A 15563-nucleotide genomic window follows, 5' to 3' on the forward strand; every position below is an offset into this window, starting at 1 on the left:
GGGCCTAAACCGGCTTAAATTTTTGCTAAATCAGGATATTAACTACCCATGAAGGGTAAATATAAAGCCGTTCTGGCACTCCTCTTATTATTGATTCTCGTGCCGCTGACGCTAGTGATGACGCTTGGCCTGTGGGTGCCTACGTTGGTGGGTATCTGGTTACCCGTTGGAACACGCATCGCGCTGGACGAGAGCCCGCGGCTGACACGGCATGGGTTACATATACCTGAACTCCGCTATCTGGTTGAAGATTGTCCGCTAGCGCGCATTACTCAGGCGGATCTGTCTCACCCCAGCCGCTGGTTGCTGAATGTCGGGAGCATCGAGCTGGACTCAGCTTGCCTGGCCAAATTGCCGCAGACAGAGCCGTCGCCAGTAGCGCCCAAAACGCTGGCTGAATGGCAGTCAATGCTGCCTAATACCTGGATTAACATCGACAAACTTATTCTCTCTCCATGGCAGGAATGGCAGGGAAAACTGTCACTCTCGCTCACTCCCTCTACTCAACAGCTGCGTTACCAGGGGGACAAAGTTAAATTCCAGGGGCGTTTGCACGGGCAAAACCTCACAGTAACTGAGCTGGATGTTGCGGCATTTGAAGGCCAGCCGCCGGTAAGACTGGTCGGTGAATTTACTATGCCACTGGTGCCCGATGGACTGCCGGTAAGCGGTCATGCGGTTGCGACGTTAAGTTTGCCGCAAGAACCTACGCTTGTGGACGCCGAACTGGAGTGGCAACAAAACAGTGGACAACTGATCGTCATGGCGCGGGATAATGCCGATCCGCTGCTTGACCTTCCGTGGGAAATAACACGCCAGCAACTGACCATCAGCGACGGACGCTGGAACTGGCCTTATCAGGGATTCCCGTTAAGTGGCCGGCTGGGCATGAAAGTTGAAAACTGGCAGGCAGGACTGGAAAACGCGGTGGTGAGTGGGCGTCTGAATGTTCTGACGCATGGCGACGCCGGTAAAGGAAATGCCGTATTAACGCTGGGGCCGGGTAAGCTTGGCATGGATAGTAGCGAGATGCCGCTACAGTTGACCGGTGAAGCGAAACAGGGCGATCTGATCTTCTACGCGAAATTACCCGCGAGACTCACCGGAAGTCTGAACGATCCGCAATTGGCTTTCGAGCCAGGGGCGCTGCTGCGCTCACGTGGGCGGGTGATTGATTCGCTGGATATTGACGAGATTCGCTGGCCGCTGGCAGGGGTAAAAGTCACGCAACGCGGTGTGGATGGGCGTCTGCAGGCTATTTTACGTGCGCATGAAAACCAGATGGGGGGCTTTGAACTGCATCTGGATGGCCTGGCAAATGATTTTCTTCCTGATGCTGGTCGTTGGCAGTGGCGATATTGGGGTGAAGGCAGCTTTACGCCGATGCATGCCCGTTGGGACGTAGCGGGTAAGGGGGAATGGCATGACAATACCCTGAAGCTATTTGATCTTTCCACCGGATTTGATCATCTGCAATACGGCACGATGAAGGTGGAAAACCCACGCCTGGTGATGGACGAACCGATAGTCTGGGTGCGGGATGCAACCAAACCGACATTTAGCGGCGCGCTGTCGCTGGACGCAGGTAACACCACCTTCACCGGGGGAAGCGTGTTACCACCATCGACGCTGAAGTTTAGCGTCGATGGTAGCGATCCGACAATCTTCCAGTTCAAAGGCCAGCTTCACGCTGGGGCGATTGGGCCCGTACAGTTGAATGGTCGTTGGGACGGTATCCGCCTGCGCGGACAGGCCTGGTGGCCAAAACAATCGCTCACCGTATTCCAACCTCTGATCCCACCTGACTGGAAAATGAAGCTACGAGAAGGTGAGCTGTATGCGCAGGTCGCGTTTTCGGCAGCCCCGGAGCAGGGCTTTGAAGCGGGCGGTCATGGAGTGTTAAAAGGCGGTAGCGCCTGGATGCCCGATAACCAAATCAACGGTGTCGATTTTGTATTGCCTTTCCGGTTTAGTGAAGGTGCATGGCAACTGGGTACGCGTGGACCTATTTCACTGCGTATTGCGGAAGTGGTGAATCAGGTGACGGTGAAAAATATCGCCGCCGATCTGCAGGGGGCGTACCCCTGGAGTGAAAACAACCCGTTACTGTTGAGCGATGTCAGCGCTGATCTGCTGGGGGGTAAAATCATCATGCAGCAACTGCGGATGCCGCAGCACGATCCGGCCTTATTGCGAGTGCAGAATATCTCTTCCAGCGAGCTTATCAGTGCGGTTAACCCCAAACAGTTCGCCATGTCTGGCCCGGTCAGTGGCGCGTTGCCATTATGGCTGGATAACGAAAAATGGATCATCAAAGACGGCTGGTTGACTAATCCGGGGCCGATGACGTTGCGTATTGATAAGGACACCGCGGATGCGGTCGTCAAAGATAACATGGCGGCGGGGGCGGCCATTAACTGGCTGCGTTATATGGAAATAAGCCATTCGTGGACGAAAATAAATCTGGATAACCTCGGTGTCTTAACCATGCAGTCAACCGTGACTGGCAATAGTCGGGTGGATGGCAAAGTAGGTACAGTTAATTTGAATTATACCCACGAGGAAAACGTCTTTACGCTATGGCGCAGTTTGCGTTTTGGCGACAATTTACAGGCATGGCTTGAACAAAATGCAGCGCTGCCGGAAACCCATTGCCCGGAAGGCAAGGAATGTGAGGAACAACAATGAAAACGATAGCTGCCATGCTGGGTCTGCTGGCTTCATCTCTGCTGGTAGGGTGCACTCCCAGAATCGAAGTGGCTGCGCCAAAAGAGCCCATCACCATTAATATGAACGTCAAAATCGAGCATGAGATCCATATCAAAGTTGATAAAGACGTCGAAAGCTTATTGAAATCGCGCAGCGATTTGTTCTGAGGTCATGATGAGAAAACAGTTTGCAGTGGCGCTGGTCGTCCTGAGTTTACTCAGTAGCAATGCGTGGGCATTGACCCTGAATGAAGCCAGAACTCAGGGGCGAGTAGGGGAAACGCTCAATGGCTATCTGGTTGCATTGCAAACCGATGCCGAAACGCAGGCACTGGTGAGTGAGATTAATAAAGCGCGCAACGCCAGCTATCAGCAACTGGCAGAGAGCAATAATATTCCGCCAGATGAAGTAGCAAAAATGGCCGGGCAAAAGTTAGTTGCTCGCGCTAAACCGGGTGAATACGTCCAGGGTATAAATGGTAAGTGGTTGCGGAAAGAATAAATCTCTTTGTACACAACCCCTGGTCACGACGCTGACTTACTCATCGACATCGCAATAGTTGCCACACGGCATAAAATGGATGCTGATATAGTCCAACACCGGTCGCGTTGTGGGGTGAAATCATGTGGCTTCTCAAGTGGTATGTCTGGAATCGTTGGGTATTCAAACTGTTAAGCCGGGATGTCGCGGAGCCTGAACAATTTTTGCTTCATTGCTGGGAAGAGAATCTGGCGAAATGCAGGGATTATGCAACCATTTGGCGTGATATTAATCGCATTCACGGCAAACAGATACGGGTACAGGTAAAGAAGTAAGTGCCGGAGAAACCCTCTCACCGGATGGTGAGAGGGGGTATTATCAGGCAGCGACTACGCTGTCGATAGCGGCTTTCGCGTCGGATTGTGCTTTAGACGCCACTTCCGGGCCGTAAGCAATACCTTCAGCAAAGACGACATTCACGTCGGTGATACCGATAAAGCCCAGGAATACGTTCAGGTACGGCGTGATCAAGTCGGTTGGTGTATCTTTATGGATACCACCACGGCTGGTCAGCACCACAGCGCGTTTACCCGTCACCAGGCCTTCCGGGCCTTTCTCGGTATAACGGAAAGTCACACCAGCGCGAGCAATCAGGTCAAAGTAGTTTTTCAGCTGCGTTGGGATGTTGAAGTTGTACATCGGCGCGGCGATAACAATCACATCATGCGCTTTCAGCTCAGCAATCAGCTCATCGGACAGCGCCAGCGCTTCCTGCTGACGCGGCGTCAGCGGTGTATCGCTCGGGCGCATCGCACCCACCAGTTCGCCATCCAGTACCGGTACAGGATTTGCAGCCAGGTCACGGACAGTGATTTCATCAGCAGAGTGCTTTTCACGCCACTGTTCAACAAAATAATCAGACAACTGACCAGACTGAGAGTACCCTGCCAGAATACTGGATTTAAGAACTAATACCTTGCTCATGGGTGTTTCCTTTTATGTGTTTGAAGGGGGAGAGCCCCGTTGCTTGTTGACACTTTATTCACAATCCTGTCGCAGTGATAGCGCAATATATCGAATCCTATGTTCGAAATTATTGAACAACACATGAAAAGCGCCGATGTGGTACTCTATACCCATCATCTAAAAGAGATTTAACCCGGCAGAGCACTGCCTTTTAACGCTATGACAGAACAACAAAAATTAACCTTCACCATGTTGCAGCAACAGCTGGATTCATTGATGCTGCGTGACAGACAGCGTTTTGCCCGCCGCCTGCACGGTGTGAAGAAGGTTAAAAATCCTGATGCACAACAGGCCATTTACCAGGAGATGGCGAAAGAGATTGAGCAGGCAGCCGGTAAAGTTGTGCTGCGTGAAGCGGCGCGTCCGGAAATCAGCTATCCGGAAAACCTGCCCGTCAGCCAGAAAAAACAGGATATTCTGGACGCAATTCGCGATCATCAGGTGGTGATTGTTGCTGGCGAGACCGGCTCGGGGAAAACCACCCAGTTACCCAAAATCTGTATGGAACTGGGGCGCGGGGTAAAAGGGCTGATCGGCCATACCCAGCCGCGTCGTCTGGCGGCGCGCACCGTGGCGAACCGTATTGCGGAAGAGCTGCAGACCGAGCCGGGCGGCTGTATTGGTTATAAAGTTCGTTTCAGCGATCATGTCAGTGATAACACCATGGTCAAGCTGATGACGGATGGTATCCTGCTGGCGGAAATCCAACAGGATCGGCTGCTAATGCAGTACGACACTATCATCATCGATGAAGCGCATGAACGCAGTCTGAATATCGACTTTCTGCTCGGCTATCTGAAAGAACTTCTGCCGCGTCGCCCGGATCTAAAAATTATCATCACTTCGGCGACCATCGATCCTGAACGCTTTTCAAAGCATTTCAATAACGCGCCGATTATCGAAGTCTCCGGCCGAACGTATCCGGTGGAAGTGCGCTATCGCCCGATTGTTGAAGATGCAGATGACACCGAGCGTGACCAACTGCAGGCGATTTTTGATGCCGTAGATGAGTTAGGCCGTGAAAGTCAGGGCGACATTCTGATCTTCATGAGCGGCGAACGTGAAATCCGTGATACCGCCGATGCCCTGAATAAACTGGATTTACGCCACACCGAAGTGTTGCCGCTGTATGCGCGTCTTTCAAACAGTGAGCAGAACCGTGTATTCCAGTCGCACAGTGGTCGCCGTATCGTGCTGGCGACCAACGTGGCAGAAACGTCGCTGACCGTTCCGGGAATCAAATACGTCATTGATCCGGGCACCGCGCGTATCAGTCGCTACAGTTACCGCACCAAAGTTCAGCGCTTGCCGATTGAACCGGTGTCGCAGGCTTCTGCCAACCAGCGTAAAGGCCGCTGCGGTCGTGTGTCGGAAGGGATCTGTATTCGTCTGTATTCCGAAGACGATTTCCTGTCGCGTCCGGAGTTTACCGACCCGGAGATCCTGCGTACCAACCTGGCATCCGTTATTTTGCAGATGACCGCGTTGGGGCTGGGCGATATCGCGGCGTTCCCGTTTGTTGAAGCGCCGGATAAGCGCAATATTCAGGACGGTGTACGCCTGCTCGAAGAGCTGGGGGCGATAACCACCGACGAACAGGCAACCGCTTACAAGTTAACGCCGTTGGGCCGTCAACTGTCGCAACTGCCGGTGGATCCGCGTCTGGCGCGCATGGTGCTGGAAGCGCAAAAACATGGCTGCGTACGTGAGGCGATGATCATTACCTCGGCATTGTCCATTCAAGATCCGCGCGAGCGTCCAATGGACAAGCAGCAGGCTTCCGACGAGAAGCACCGCCGTTTCCACGATAAAGAGTCTGATTTCCTCGCGTTTGTGAACCTGTGGAACTATCTCGGCGAGCAGCAAAAAGCGTTGTCGTCAAACCAGTTTCGTCGCCAGTGCAAAGTCGACTTTCTGAACTATCTGCGCGTGCGAGAGTGGCAGGATATCTACACGCAACTGCGCCAGGTGGTGAAAGAGTTGGGTATTCCGGTTAACAGCGAACCTGCTGAATATCGGGAGATCCACGTCGCGTTGTTGACCGGTTTACTGTCTCATATCGGGATGAAAGATACCGATAAACAGGAGTTTACCGGGGCGCGTAACGCTCGCTTCTCGATCTTCCCGGGGTCAGGTTTATTCAAAAAACCGCCGAAGTGGACGATGGTAGCGGAGTTGGTGGAAACCAGCCGCTTGTGGGGACGCATTGCCGCGCGTATCGATCCTGAATGGGTGGAGCCGGTAGCCCAGCATCTGATCAAACGTTCATACAGTGAGCCGCACTGGGAACGCGCGCAGGGTGCTGTGATGGCGACAGAAAAAGTCACGGTCTACGGCTTACCGATTGTTGCGGCCCGTAAGGTGAATTACAGTCAGATCGATCCTGCGTTATCGCGTGAACTGTTCATTCGTCATGCGCTGGTGGAAGGTGACTGGCAAACGCGCCATGCGTTTTTCCGCGATAACCTGAAACTACGAGCGGAAGTGGAAGAGTTAGAACACAAATCACGCCGCCGTGACATTCTCGTCGATGACGAAACGATGTTTGAGTTCTACGACCAACGTATCAGCCATGAGGTGGTTTCTGCTCGTCACTTTGATAGCTGGTGGAAAAAGGTCAGCCGTGAAACACCGGATCTGCTCAACTTTGAAAAGAGCATGCTCATCAAAGAGGGCGCGGAGAAAATCAGTAAGCTGGATTATCCGAACTTCTGGCATCAGGGTAACCTTAAGCTGCGCCTGAGCTACCAGTTCGAACCCGGAGCCGATGCGGACGGTGTGACCGTACATATTCCACTCCCGCTGCTCAACCAGATCGACGAGAGCGGTTTTGAATGGCAAATTCCAGGGCTGCGCCGCGAACTGGTGATCGCCCTGATTAAGTCGTTACCAAAACCGGTACGACGCAACTTTGTACCCGCACCGAACTATGCGGAAGCGTTTTTAGGCCGCGTCACGCCGCTGGAACTGCCGCTGCTGGACTCGCTGGAGCGTGAACTGCGCCGCATGACTGGCGTCACCGTTGACCGTGAAGACTGGCACTGGGATCAGGTGCCCGATCACCTAAAAATCACCTTCCGGGTGGTGGATGATAAGAACAAGAAGCTGCAGGAAGGGCGTTCGCTACAGGATTTGAAAGATGCGCTGAAGGGCAAAGTTCAGGAAACATTGTCTGCGGTGGCCGATGACGGTATCGAACAGAGTGGATTGCACATCTGGAGCTTCGGCCGACTTCCGGAAAGTTACGAACAAAAACGCGGTAACTATAAGATGAAAGCGTGGCCGGCGCTGGTCGATGAGCGTGACAGCGTTGCCATCAAACTGTTTGATAATCCGCTGGAACAACAGCAGGCGATGTGGTGCGGTTTACGCCGCCTGTTGCTGCTGAATATTCCTTCGCCAATCAAATATTTGCACGAGAAGCTGCCCAATAAAGCCAAGCTGGGACTGTACTTTAACCCGTACGGTAAAGTTCTGGATTTGATAGACGACTGTATCTCCTGCGGTGTGGATCAGTTAATTGACGCCAACGGTGGTCCGGTGTGGACCGAAGAAGGCTTTGCGGCGTTGCATGAAAAAGTGCGGGCTGAACTGAACGATACGGTGGTGGAGATTGCGAAGCAGGTCGAACAGATCCTGACCGCAGTGTTTAATATCAACAAACGTCTGAAAGGGCGCGTGGATATGACCATGGCGCTGGGGCTTGCGGATATCAAAGCGCAAATGGGCGGACTGGTGTATCGCGGATTTGTTACCGGCAACGGTTTCAAACGTCTGGGCGATACGTTGCGTTATTTGCAGGCGATTGAAAAACGGCTGGAGAAACTGGCCATCGATCCGCACCGCGATCGCGCGCAGATGCTGAAAGTGGACAGCGTGCAGCAGTCCTGGCAGCAGTGGTTCAATAAACTGCCGCCCGCGCGCCGCGAAGATGACGATGTCAAAGAGATCCGCTGGATGATAGAAGAGCTGCGCGTCAGCTACTTTGCCCAGCAGCTTGGCACGCCGTATCCGATTTCGGATAAGCGTATCCTGCAGGCAATGGATCAGATTACGGGTTAACGCAGTGCTGGACCGTAGACTGGATAAGGCGTAGCCGCCATCCGGCATCTGTATCCGGTAAAGAACAAACTCCAGGAGTCATGAACATGAGACAGTTTCCGCCACTTTCCGCCACCACCCTTGCGGCGATTAACACCGTGGGGCAATGGCTGGCGCAAAATGATTTCGCTGAAAATATCACGGTGCAGACAGATTGCGTGATTCTGGCCGGGAACGCAGTGATCCCGACCATCGATGCAGCCTGTCGGGTAGCGAAAGAGCAACAGGTTCCCTTACTGATTAGCGGTGGTATCGGTCACTCAACGACCTTTCTGTATGCTGCCATCGCAGAGCATCCACGCTACCACACGATTCGTACCACCGGTCGCGCGGAAGCGGCGATCCTTGCCGATATCGCGCACCAGTTCTGGCACATTCCCGGTGAGAAAATTTGGGTGGAGGATCAGTCCACCAACAGTGGGGAAAACGCCCGGTTCAGTTGTGCGTTACTGCGTCAGGCGACCCAAACCATGGGGACCGTCATTGTGGTGCAAGACCCTACCATGCAGCGCCGCACCATGGCGACATTTGAACGCGTCACGCGTGACGATCCGCAGGCTCCACGCTGGATCAGTTTCCCCGGTTTTGTCCCCGAGTTGACTGAGCAGGGCGACGGCGTGGATTTTACCCCGACCGCCGAAGGTCTGTGGTCGGTGGATCGTTACCTGTCTCTCATTACCGGTGAGCTTCCGCGTCTGCGTGATGATGAAACCGGCTACGGGCCTTGCGGCCGCGATTTTATCGCCCATGTTGATATTCCTCAGGAGGTTGAGCAAGCCTGGCAGCAGCTAAAAAATGATACCGCGCTGACCGACTTACTTGAGATCCGTTCTCTGTAATCCCTTCTGCCCGTTTGTCGGCGTTTTACGGCAAACGGGCAGAAAGCCCACCTGTTTTTTCTCTTCATCATCACTTTTCCAGATGCTTTTATGAAGCAGTTCACAGAACCGCCACTCCAGCGATAATGCGCCATGCATGATTGATATTAATTAACAATAGTTTTACTTGTTAAAAACAAATCAATCACAGGAGAGCCGCATGTCAGTACCCGTACAACATCCTATGTATATCGATGGGCAGTTTGTGACCTGGCACGATGACGCCTGGATTGATGTCGTCAATCCGGCCACGGAAGAGATTATCTCGCGTATTCCCGATGGGCGTGCCGAAGACGCACGTAAAGCGATCGATGCCGCGGATCGCGCTCAGCCGCAATGGGAAGCGTTGCCTGCCATTGAACGGGCAAACTGGTTACGCAAAATTTCTGCGGGTATCCGCCAGCGAGCCGATGAAATCAGCGCGTTGATTGTGGCGGAAGGTGGAAAAATTCGACAACTGGCTGACGTTGAAGTCGCGTTTACCGCCGACTATATCGATTACATGGCGGAGTGGGCGCGTCGCTATGAAGGCGAGATCCTGCAAAGCGATCGCCCGGGTGAGAATATTCTGCTGTTTAAGCGTGCACTGGGCGTGACGACGGGTATTCTGCCGTGGAACTTCCCGTTTTTCCTGATTGCCCGCAAACTGGCTCCCGCCTTGTTGACGGGGAATACCATTGTCATTAAGCCGAGTGAATTCACACCTAATAACGCCATCGCCTTTGCCAAAATTGTTGATGACATTGGTTTACCGCGCGGGGTCTTTAATCTGGTGCTGGGACGCGGTGAAACGGTCGGTCAGGAGCTGGCCGGAAACCCCAAGGTGGCGATGGTGAGTATGACCGGCAGCGTCGGCGCGGGCGAGAAAATTATGGCCGCAGCGGCCAAAAACATCACTAAAGTTTGTCTGGAGTTGGGTGGTAAAGCTCCGGCTATCGTGATGAACGATGCTGATCTTGAGCTGGCGGTGAAGGCCATTGTTGACTCGCGGGTGATCAATACCGGACAGGTATGCAACTGTGCTGAGCGCGTATACGTTCAGAAAGGTATCTATGACCAGTTCGTTAATCGTTTGGGTGAGGCGATGAAAGCCGTGCAGTTTGGCAATCCGGCCGAACGCAATGACATTGCGATGGGGCCGCTGATTAACGCCGCTGCGCTGGATCGTGTGGAGCAGAAAGTCGCACGAGCAGTGAAGGAAGGGGCCAGAGTGGTGCTGGGCGGTAAGGCTGTTATCGGCAAAGGTTATTACTACCCGCCGACGTTACTGCTAGACGTGCGCCAGGAGATGGCGATTATGCACGAGGAGACGTTTGGTCCGGTGCTGCCGGTGGTGGCGTTTGATACGCTGGAACAGGCGTTGACAATGGCCAATGACAGCGACTACGGTCTGACCTCATCGATCTATACGCAGAATCTGAATACGGCAATGAAGGCGATTAAGGGGCTGAAGTTTGGCGAAACCTATATTAATCGTGAAAACTTCGAGGCGATGCAGGGCTTCCACGCTGGCTGGCGTAAGTCCGGGATTGGCGGGGCTGATGGTAAACATGGTCTGAACGAATACCTGCAAACGCAAGTGGTGTATCTGCAGTCCTAAGTTTTTCGCCGGGTGAGTCTGTACGCCACCCGGCGCAATCTTCACACTTTAGTGGCTACCCAGTTCATCATCATTTCCGGCCAGATTGCCAGCGGTAACCCTTGCGCATCACGAATACCAAATCCGTGCTTACCGCGTTCAAACAGATGCATTTCGACCGGAACGCCCTGCTCACGTAGCGCATTAAAGAAGACCAGGCTGTTTTCTACCTTCACCGCCGGATCGTCAATGGCGTGTAGCAGGAATGTCGGCGGCGTTGTGCTATCCACGCGTTCTTCCAGAGAATAGTGGCGCAGATCTTCCTTTTCGGGCTTAGCGCCAACCAGCTCAAGACGAGATCCCGGGTGACCGATGTCTTCGCGCAGAGTGACAACCGGGTACACCAGTGCCATAAACGCAGGGCGCGCAGGTTGCTCGTCTACGTTATCTATCGGCGTATAAACCGTTTCAGCAAACCGGGTTCCCAGACTGGCGGCCACGTGACCACCGGAAGAGAAGCCCAACACACCGATACGATCAGGGTTAATTTTCCATTCATGGGCGTTGGCGCGAATGTAGCGCATGGCGCGCTGGGCATCGGCCAGCGGCGCGTTTGCGCCTTCCTCATGGCCATCACCCGGCATGCGGTAGGTCATCACAAACAGGGTATAACCGCGAGCGTTAAAGAACGGTGCCAGTACGCTGCCTTCTTTATCCACCACCACGCGACGATAAGAGCCGCCTGGCGTGACAAGGATCCCTATGCCGTTAGGTTTTGCGGGGGCATAAACGGTAATTTCCGGGGCGCGAATACCGGTGACCGCACGATCATACTGAGATGTTCCTGTATGTCGGGGTTCAGGCGTAAACACCGCATCGCTGTTTTTTGCTCCGGGGGCTTCACCCTGCGGCCAGAATGAGACGGTGGTGGCCTTAGCAACGGCTTGCTCCATCATGTTTTCTAACGTTTCACGACTCAGTGCTTCCATTACTATGCTCCCTCAGTGGCAAAGGTTAGCTATAGCACAGTCAGTAAATCGAAAACGGGGAGAGACTCACAACGTATTGAATTCGCGGGAAATGAAAGAGGGCGGAGGCGAGCCTCCGCCAGAACATTAGAGCTTGATAAATTTATCCAGCGTACGAATAAGTTGGGTGACAAAACCGTATTCGTTATCGTACCAGGCGACTGTTTTTACCAGTTGCAGATCGCCCACTTCGGTAATTTCGGTTTGTGTCGCATCAAATACCGAACCGAAATGCGAGCCAATGACATCTGATGAGACGATTTCCTCATCGGTATAACCAAATGACTCATTGTCTTGCGTGGCTTTTTTCAGCGCGTTGTTGACCTCTTCAGCAGTGACTTTTTTCCCCAATACCGATACCAGTTCCGTGACGGATCCTGTTTTCACCGGAACACGCTGGGCGTGGCCTTTTAATTTTCCGCTCAATGCCGGAATGACCAGACCAATGGCTTTGGCGGCTCCGGTGGTATGGGGAATGATATTCTCCGCTGCTGCCCGTGAGGCGCGCAGATCTTTCCCGCGAGGTCCATCAACCAGCGACTGCGTTCCCGTGTAGGCGTGGATGGTGGTCATGGTGCCAAGCTGAATACCGAAGCTGTCGTGCAGGGCTTTCGCCATCGGTGCGAGGCAGTTAGTGGTGCACGATGCGACCGAGATAATCCGATCGTTCGCATCCATTGTATCGTCGTTGACGTTAAAGACGATGGTTTTCATATCGCCAGCCGGGGCGGATATCAGCACTTTTTTGGCTCCTGCATCCAGGTGCGCGTTGGCTTTTTCTGTCGAGGTATAAAAACCGGTGCATTCGATGATTATCTCAGCGCCAGTCGTTTTCCACGGAATATTTTTGGCCTCTTTTTCTGCGTAAACCGCGATTTTTTTACCGTCGACAATCAGCGCGTCTTCGGTAAAGTCGATGCTCCAGGGAAACGGGCCGTAGTTTGAATCGTGCTTTAACAGATAGGCGAGAATTTTGGGCGAGGTGAGGTCATTAATGGCCACAACCTCCACGTTGCTTTTGACTTCCAGTAGTCGACGCAATACCAGACGACCGATACGACCAAAACCGTTAATGCCAATTTTACTCATGGTTTTCTCCTGTCAGAATGAGGCGGTACGACATATTTTCCCTACCAGGCTTAGTCCAGACAGGCATCCTCGGCAATAGCGGTTCTTGCGGTTAAGCGTAAGCGACTGAAAATGGGTGAACAAAAGTTAATGAATTTTTAACAAAAGCCCGTTATGTTGACGCATTATTGTTTTTATTCAGGAAGTGTTATGGGGAATAAATATTCTGGCCTGCAAATCGGTATTCACTGGCTGGTCTTTTTGTTGGTTATTGTGGCGTACAGCGCCATGGAGTTTCGCGGATTTTTCCCGCGCAGCTATCGCCCCTTGTTCAACATGGTGCACGTCTCCTGCGGTATCACTATTTTAACGCTGATGGTGGCGCGTCTGCTGGTCAGGCTGAAATACCCGGCTCCGCCGATTGTGCCAAAACCGAAGCCGATGATGACCGGAATGGCGCATCTGGGGCATCTGGTTATCTATCTGTTGTTTATTGTCCTGCCGATTATTGGGCTGGTGATGATGTACAACCGGGGTAACCCGTGGATTGCATTCGGCATCGTTATGCCGCATGCGGCAGAGGCCAACTTTGATTTAGTGGATATGCTGAAGTCCTGGCACGTGACGCTGGCAAACCTGGGTTATTTTGTTATTGCTCTGCATGCTGCTGCTGCCCTGATGCATCACTATTTCTGGAAGGACAATACGTTGTTGCGCATGATGCCGCGAAAACGCTCCTGAGGTAATGCCCCGCAAATGTGGGGCATTTTTTTAGCCGATTATTTTTTCAGACATCATAAAAGCTTATCGACAAGATGGTTAAACAACGCTCAATTCGCCACACTTGTCACTTGATCACTGTCTTCATTAAAACTACTGTATATAAATACAGTTATATGAGAGGCAGATTATTATGTTGTTTTTCCAGCCAGTTGAACACCGCGAAATCAAACACTTCCCGCTATTTAGCGATCTCGTGCCCTGCGGTTTTCCCTCTCCTGCGCAGGATTACGTTGAGAAACGTATCGATCTCAACGATCTGTTGGTGCAGCATCCCAGCGCAACCTATTTTGTTAAATCGTCTGGCGACTCCATGATGGGGGCAGGGATCGGTGCTGGCGACTTGCTGGTAGTCGACAGTGCCAGAAAAGCGGCCCACGGAGACATTGTGGTTGCTGCTATTGAAGGCGAATTCACCGTTAAGCGCCTGCAATTGCATCCGGTGGTGATGTTGAAGCCAGAGAACAGCGCCTACGCGCCGATCATGATCGGCAGCGAGGACACGCTGGATATATTTGGCGTAGTGACATTCATCATTAAATCTGCGGGCTGATTATGTTTGCGCTGGTGGATGTTAATTCATTTTATGCCAGCTGTGAGTCGGCATTCCGGCCCGATCTGAAGGGTAAACCCGTTGTCGTTCTTTCAAATAACGATGGCTGTGTCATTGCCAGTAGCGCGGAGGCAAAAGCGCTTGGCGTTAATATGGGCGCACCATATTTCAAACAGAAAGATCTGTTCAGGCGCTATGGCGTGTTCTGTTTTAGTTCGAACTACGAATTGTATGCGGATATGAGCAGCAGGGTGATGTCGATTCTGGAGGAGCTGTCGCCGCGCGTGGAGATGTACAGTATTGATGAAGCCTTTTGCGATTTAACGGGCGTGCGAAACTGCCGGGATCTGACGGATTTTGGTCGGGAAATCAGAGCAACCATTTTACAAAAAACACGCCTCAAGGTTGGGGTCGGTATCGCCCAGACCAAAACCCTGGCCAAGCTGGCTAACCATGCTGCCAAAAAGTGGCAGGAACAGACTGGCGGGGTGGTGGATCTCTCGAATATTGAGCGCCAGCGTAAGCTGATGACTGCGCTCCCGGTTGATGAAGTCTGGGGTGTTGGATGCCGTATCAGTAAAAAACTTGACGCTATGGGCATTAAAACGGTCTGCGACCTGGCAGATACCGATATTCGCTTTATCCGCAAACATTTCAACGTTGTGCTTGAGCGCACTGTGCGGGAATTGCGCGGTGAACCTTGCCTGGAGCTGGAGGAGTTTGCGCCAGTTAAGCAGGAAATTATCTGCTCAAGATCGTTTGGTGAAAAACTCACGGATTACAACGCGATGCGAGAGGCAATTTGTACCTATGCTTCACGTGCTGCGGAAAAGCTGCGCAGAGAGCACCAGTTCTGCCGGTTTATCTCTACGTTTATCAAAACCAGCCCATTTTCCCTGAATGAACCGTATTACGGTAACAGCGCATCGATAAAACTGCTGACACCAACCCAGGATAGTCGGGAAATTATAAGGGCGGCCACATGTAGCCTGGACGCAATATGGCGAGAGGGGCTACGTTATCAAAAAGCAGGGGTCATGCTGGGCGATTTTTTTAGCTCAGGTGTTGCACAGTTGAATCTTTTTGATGACAACGCTCCATGGCATAACAGCGATAAGCTGATGGCCGTTCTGGATACGCTCAATGCTGAAAAGGGTAAAGGAACGCTCTATTTTGCCGGACAAGGTATACAACAACCGTGGGCGATGAAGCGAGATATGCTCTCACCGCGTTATACCACGAGATACAGTGATTTGCTGCGGGTTGGATAGGGTTTGTTCATCATTGAATGGAGGGCCTTTTATTCGCCTGATAATCAGGTCTCGCAGCGCCGCAGCATATCACTGGGCCATTGAGAGAAT

Annotated in this window: 13 protein-coding genes; 10 read left to right on the forward strand and 3 right to left on the reverse strand. The window is 52.5% G+C overall.

The features are described 5' to 3' along the window. Positions 1-48 precede the first annotated feature (48 nt). The 4 genes from GFB57_RS15640 to GFB57_RS25860 all read left to right on the forward strand — a co-directional run bounded on the left by GFB57_RS15640 (position 49) and on the right by GFB57_RS25860 (position 3524). A complete protein-coding gene (locus GFB57_RS15640) occupies positions 49-2688 on the forward strand; it encodes a YdbH family protein (protein ID WP_003020352.1) in 2640 nt (879 codons plus the stop codon). Further along, positions 2685-2876 carry a YnbE family lipoprotein gene (locus GFB57_RS15645; RefSeq protein WP_003020350.1) on the forward strand — a complete coding sequence of 64 codons (192 nt, stop codon included), beginning with the start codon at positions 2685-2687 and terminating at the stop codon, positions 2874-2876. Before GFB57_RS15640 ends, GFB57_RS15645 begins: the two co-directional genes overlap by 4 nt. Positions 2877-2883: 7 nt before the next feature. Further along, the gene (locus GFB57_RS15650; RefSeq protein WP_003020347.1) at positions 2884-3210 is read left to right on the forward strand and encodes a YdbL family protein; all 327 of its coding nucleotides are present in this window, start codon (positions 2884-2886) and stop codon (positions 3208-3210) included. A 122-nt stretch (positions 3211-3332) separates the two neighbouring features. Beyond that, complete coding sequence (locus GFB57_RS25860; RefSeq protein WP_003020344.1) at positions 3333-3524, forward strand: hypothetical protein; 192 nt, start codon at positions 3333-3335, stop codon at positions 3522-3524. Positions 3525-3567: 43 nt separating this feature from the next. Here the strand turns inward: GFB57_RS25860 and azoR are convergent, their stop codons facing one another. Continuing rightward, complete coding sequence (gene azoR / locus GFB57_RS15655) at positions 3568-4173, reverse strand: FMN-dependent NADH-azoreductase (protein ID WP_003020341.1); 606 nt, start codon at positions 4171-4173, stop codon at positions 3568-3570. A gap of 201 nt (positions 4174-4374) precedes the next feature. Between azoR and hrpA the strand changes: the two genes are divergently transcribed. The 3 genes from hrpA (at position 4375) to aldA (ending at position 10794) form a co-directional block, all read left to right on the forward strand. Further along, complete coding sequence (hrpA, locus tag GFB57_RS15660; RefSeq protein WP_008322336.1) at positions 4375-8277, forward strand: ATP-dependent RNA helicase HrpA; 3903 nt, start codon at positions 4375-4377, stop codon at positions 8275-8277. An 80-nt stretch (positions 8278-8357) separates the two neighbouring features. Next, positions 8358-9155, forward strand: coding sequence for a YdcF family protein (locus GFB57_RS15665; protein WP_171847522.1), 798 nt, complete (start codon positions 8358-8360; stop codon positions 9153-9155). Between the two features lie 199 nt (positions 9156-9354). Continuing rightward, a complete protein-coding gene (aldA, locus tag GFB57_RS15670) occupies positions 9355-10794 on the forward strand; it encodes an aldehyde dehydrogenase (protein ID WP_003020331.1) in 1440 nt (479 codons plus the stop codon). A gap of 41 nt (positions 10795-10835) precedes the next feature. Here aldA and GFB57_RS15675 read toward each other — a convergent pair whose 3' ends face one another. Next, complete coding sequence (locus GFB57_RS15675) at positions 10836-11762, reverse strand: alpha/beta hydrolase (protein ID WP_003020328.1); 927 nt, start codon at positions 11760-11762, stop codon at positions 10836-10838. Between the two features lie 126 nt (positions 11763-11888). Next, a complete protein-coding gene (gene gap, locus GFB57_RS15680; protein WP_003020325.1) occupies positions 11889-12890 on the reverse strand; it encodes a type I glyceraldehyde-3-phosphate dehydrogenase in 1002 nt (333 codons plus the stop codon). 189 nt (positions 12891-13079) lie between these two features. Here gap and cybB point away from each other — a divergent pair, with 189 nt between their 5' ends. The 3 genes from cybB to GFB57_RS15695 all read left to right on the forward strand — a co-directional run bounded on the left by cybB (position 13080) and on the right by GFB57_RS15695 (position 15473). Beyond that, positions 13080-13610, forward strand: a complete 531-nt coding sequence (cybB, locus tag GFB57_RS15685) for a cytochrome b561 (RefSeq protein WP_003020322.1) — start codon at positions 13080-13082, stop codon at positions 13608-13610. A 172-nt stretch (positions 13611-13782) separates the two neighbouring features. After that, the gene (locus GFB57_RS15690; protein ID WP_003020321.1) at positions 13783-14202 is read left to right on the forward strand and encodes a translesion error-prone DNA polymerase V autoproteolytic subunit; all 420 of its coding nucleotides are present in this window, start codon (positions 13783-13785) and stop codon (positions 14200-14202) included. 2 nt (positions 14203-14204) lie between these two features. After that, positions 14205-15473 carry a Y-family DNA polymerase gene (locus tag GFB57_RS15695; RefSeq protein WP_003020316.1) on the forward strand — a complete coding sequence of 423 codons (1269 nt, stop codon included), beginning with the start codon at positions 14205-14207 and terminating at the stop codon, positions 15471-15473. Positions 15474-15563: the final 90 nt, after the last annotated feature.

The sequence above is a fragment of the Citrobacter sp. S39 genome, from assembly GCF_009495675.1.
Classification (GTDB): Bacteria; Pseudomonadota; Gammaproteobacteria; order Enterobacterales; family Enterobacteriaceae; genus Citrobacter; species Citrobacter freundii.

Bases quoted from the DNA above. Each gene is read 5' to 3' on its own strand.
- GFB57_RS15640 (WP_003020352.1), top strand. From the start codon at position 49: ATGAAGGGTAAATATAAAGCCGTTCTGGCACTCCTCTTATTATTGATT.
- GFB57_RS15645 (WP_003020350.1), top strand. From the start codon at position 2,685: ATGAAAACGATAGCTGCCATGCTGGGTCTGCTGGCTTCATCTCTGCTG.
- GFB57_RS15650 (WP_003020347.1), top strand. From the start codon at position 2,884: ATGAGAAAACAGTTTGCAGTGGCGCTGGTCGTCCTGAGTTTACTCAGT.
- GFB57_RS25860 (WP_003020344.1), top strand. From the start codon at position 3,333: ATGTGGCTTCTCAAGTGGTATGTCTGGAATCGTTGGGTATTCAAACTG.
- azoR (WP_003020341.1), bottom strand. From the start codon at position 4,173: ATGAGCAAGGTATTAGTTCTTAAATCCAGTATTCTGGCAGGGTACTCT.
- hrpA (WP_008322336.1), top strand. From the start codon at position 4,375: ATGACAGAACAACAAAAATTAACCTTCACCATGTTGCAGCAACAGCTG.
- GFB57_RS15665 (WP_171847522.1), top strand. From the start codon at position 8,358: ATGAACATGAGACAGTTTCCGCCACTTTCCGCCACCACCCTTGCGGCG.
- aldA (WP_003020331.1), top strand. From the start codon at position 9,355: ATGTCAGTACCCGTACAACATCCTATGTATATCGATGGGCAGTTTGTG.
- GFB57_RS15675 (WP_003020328.1), bottom strand. From the start codon at position 11,762: ATGGAAGCACTGAGTCGTGAAACGTTAGAAAACATGATGGAGCAAGCC.
- gap (WP_003020325.1), bottom strand. From the start codon at position 12,890: ATGAGTAAAATTGGCATTAACGGTTTTGGTCGTATCGGTCGTCTGGTA.
- cybB (WP_003020322.1), top strand. From the start codon at position 13,080: ATGGGGAATAAATATTCTGGCCTGCAAATCGGTATTCACTGGCTGGTC.
- GFB57_RS15690 (WP_003020321.1), top strand. From the start codon at position 13,783: ATGTTGTTTTTCCAGCCAGTTGAACACCGCGAAATCAAACACTTCCCG.
- GFB57_RS15695 (WP_003020316.1), top strand. From the start codon at position 14,205: ATGTTTGCGCTGGTGGATGTTAATTCATTTTATGCCAGCTGTGAGTCG.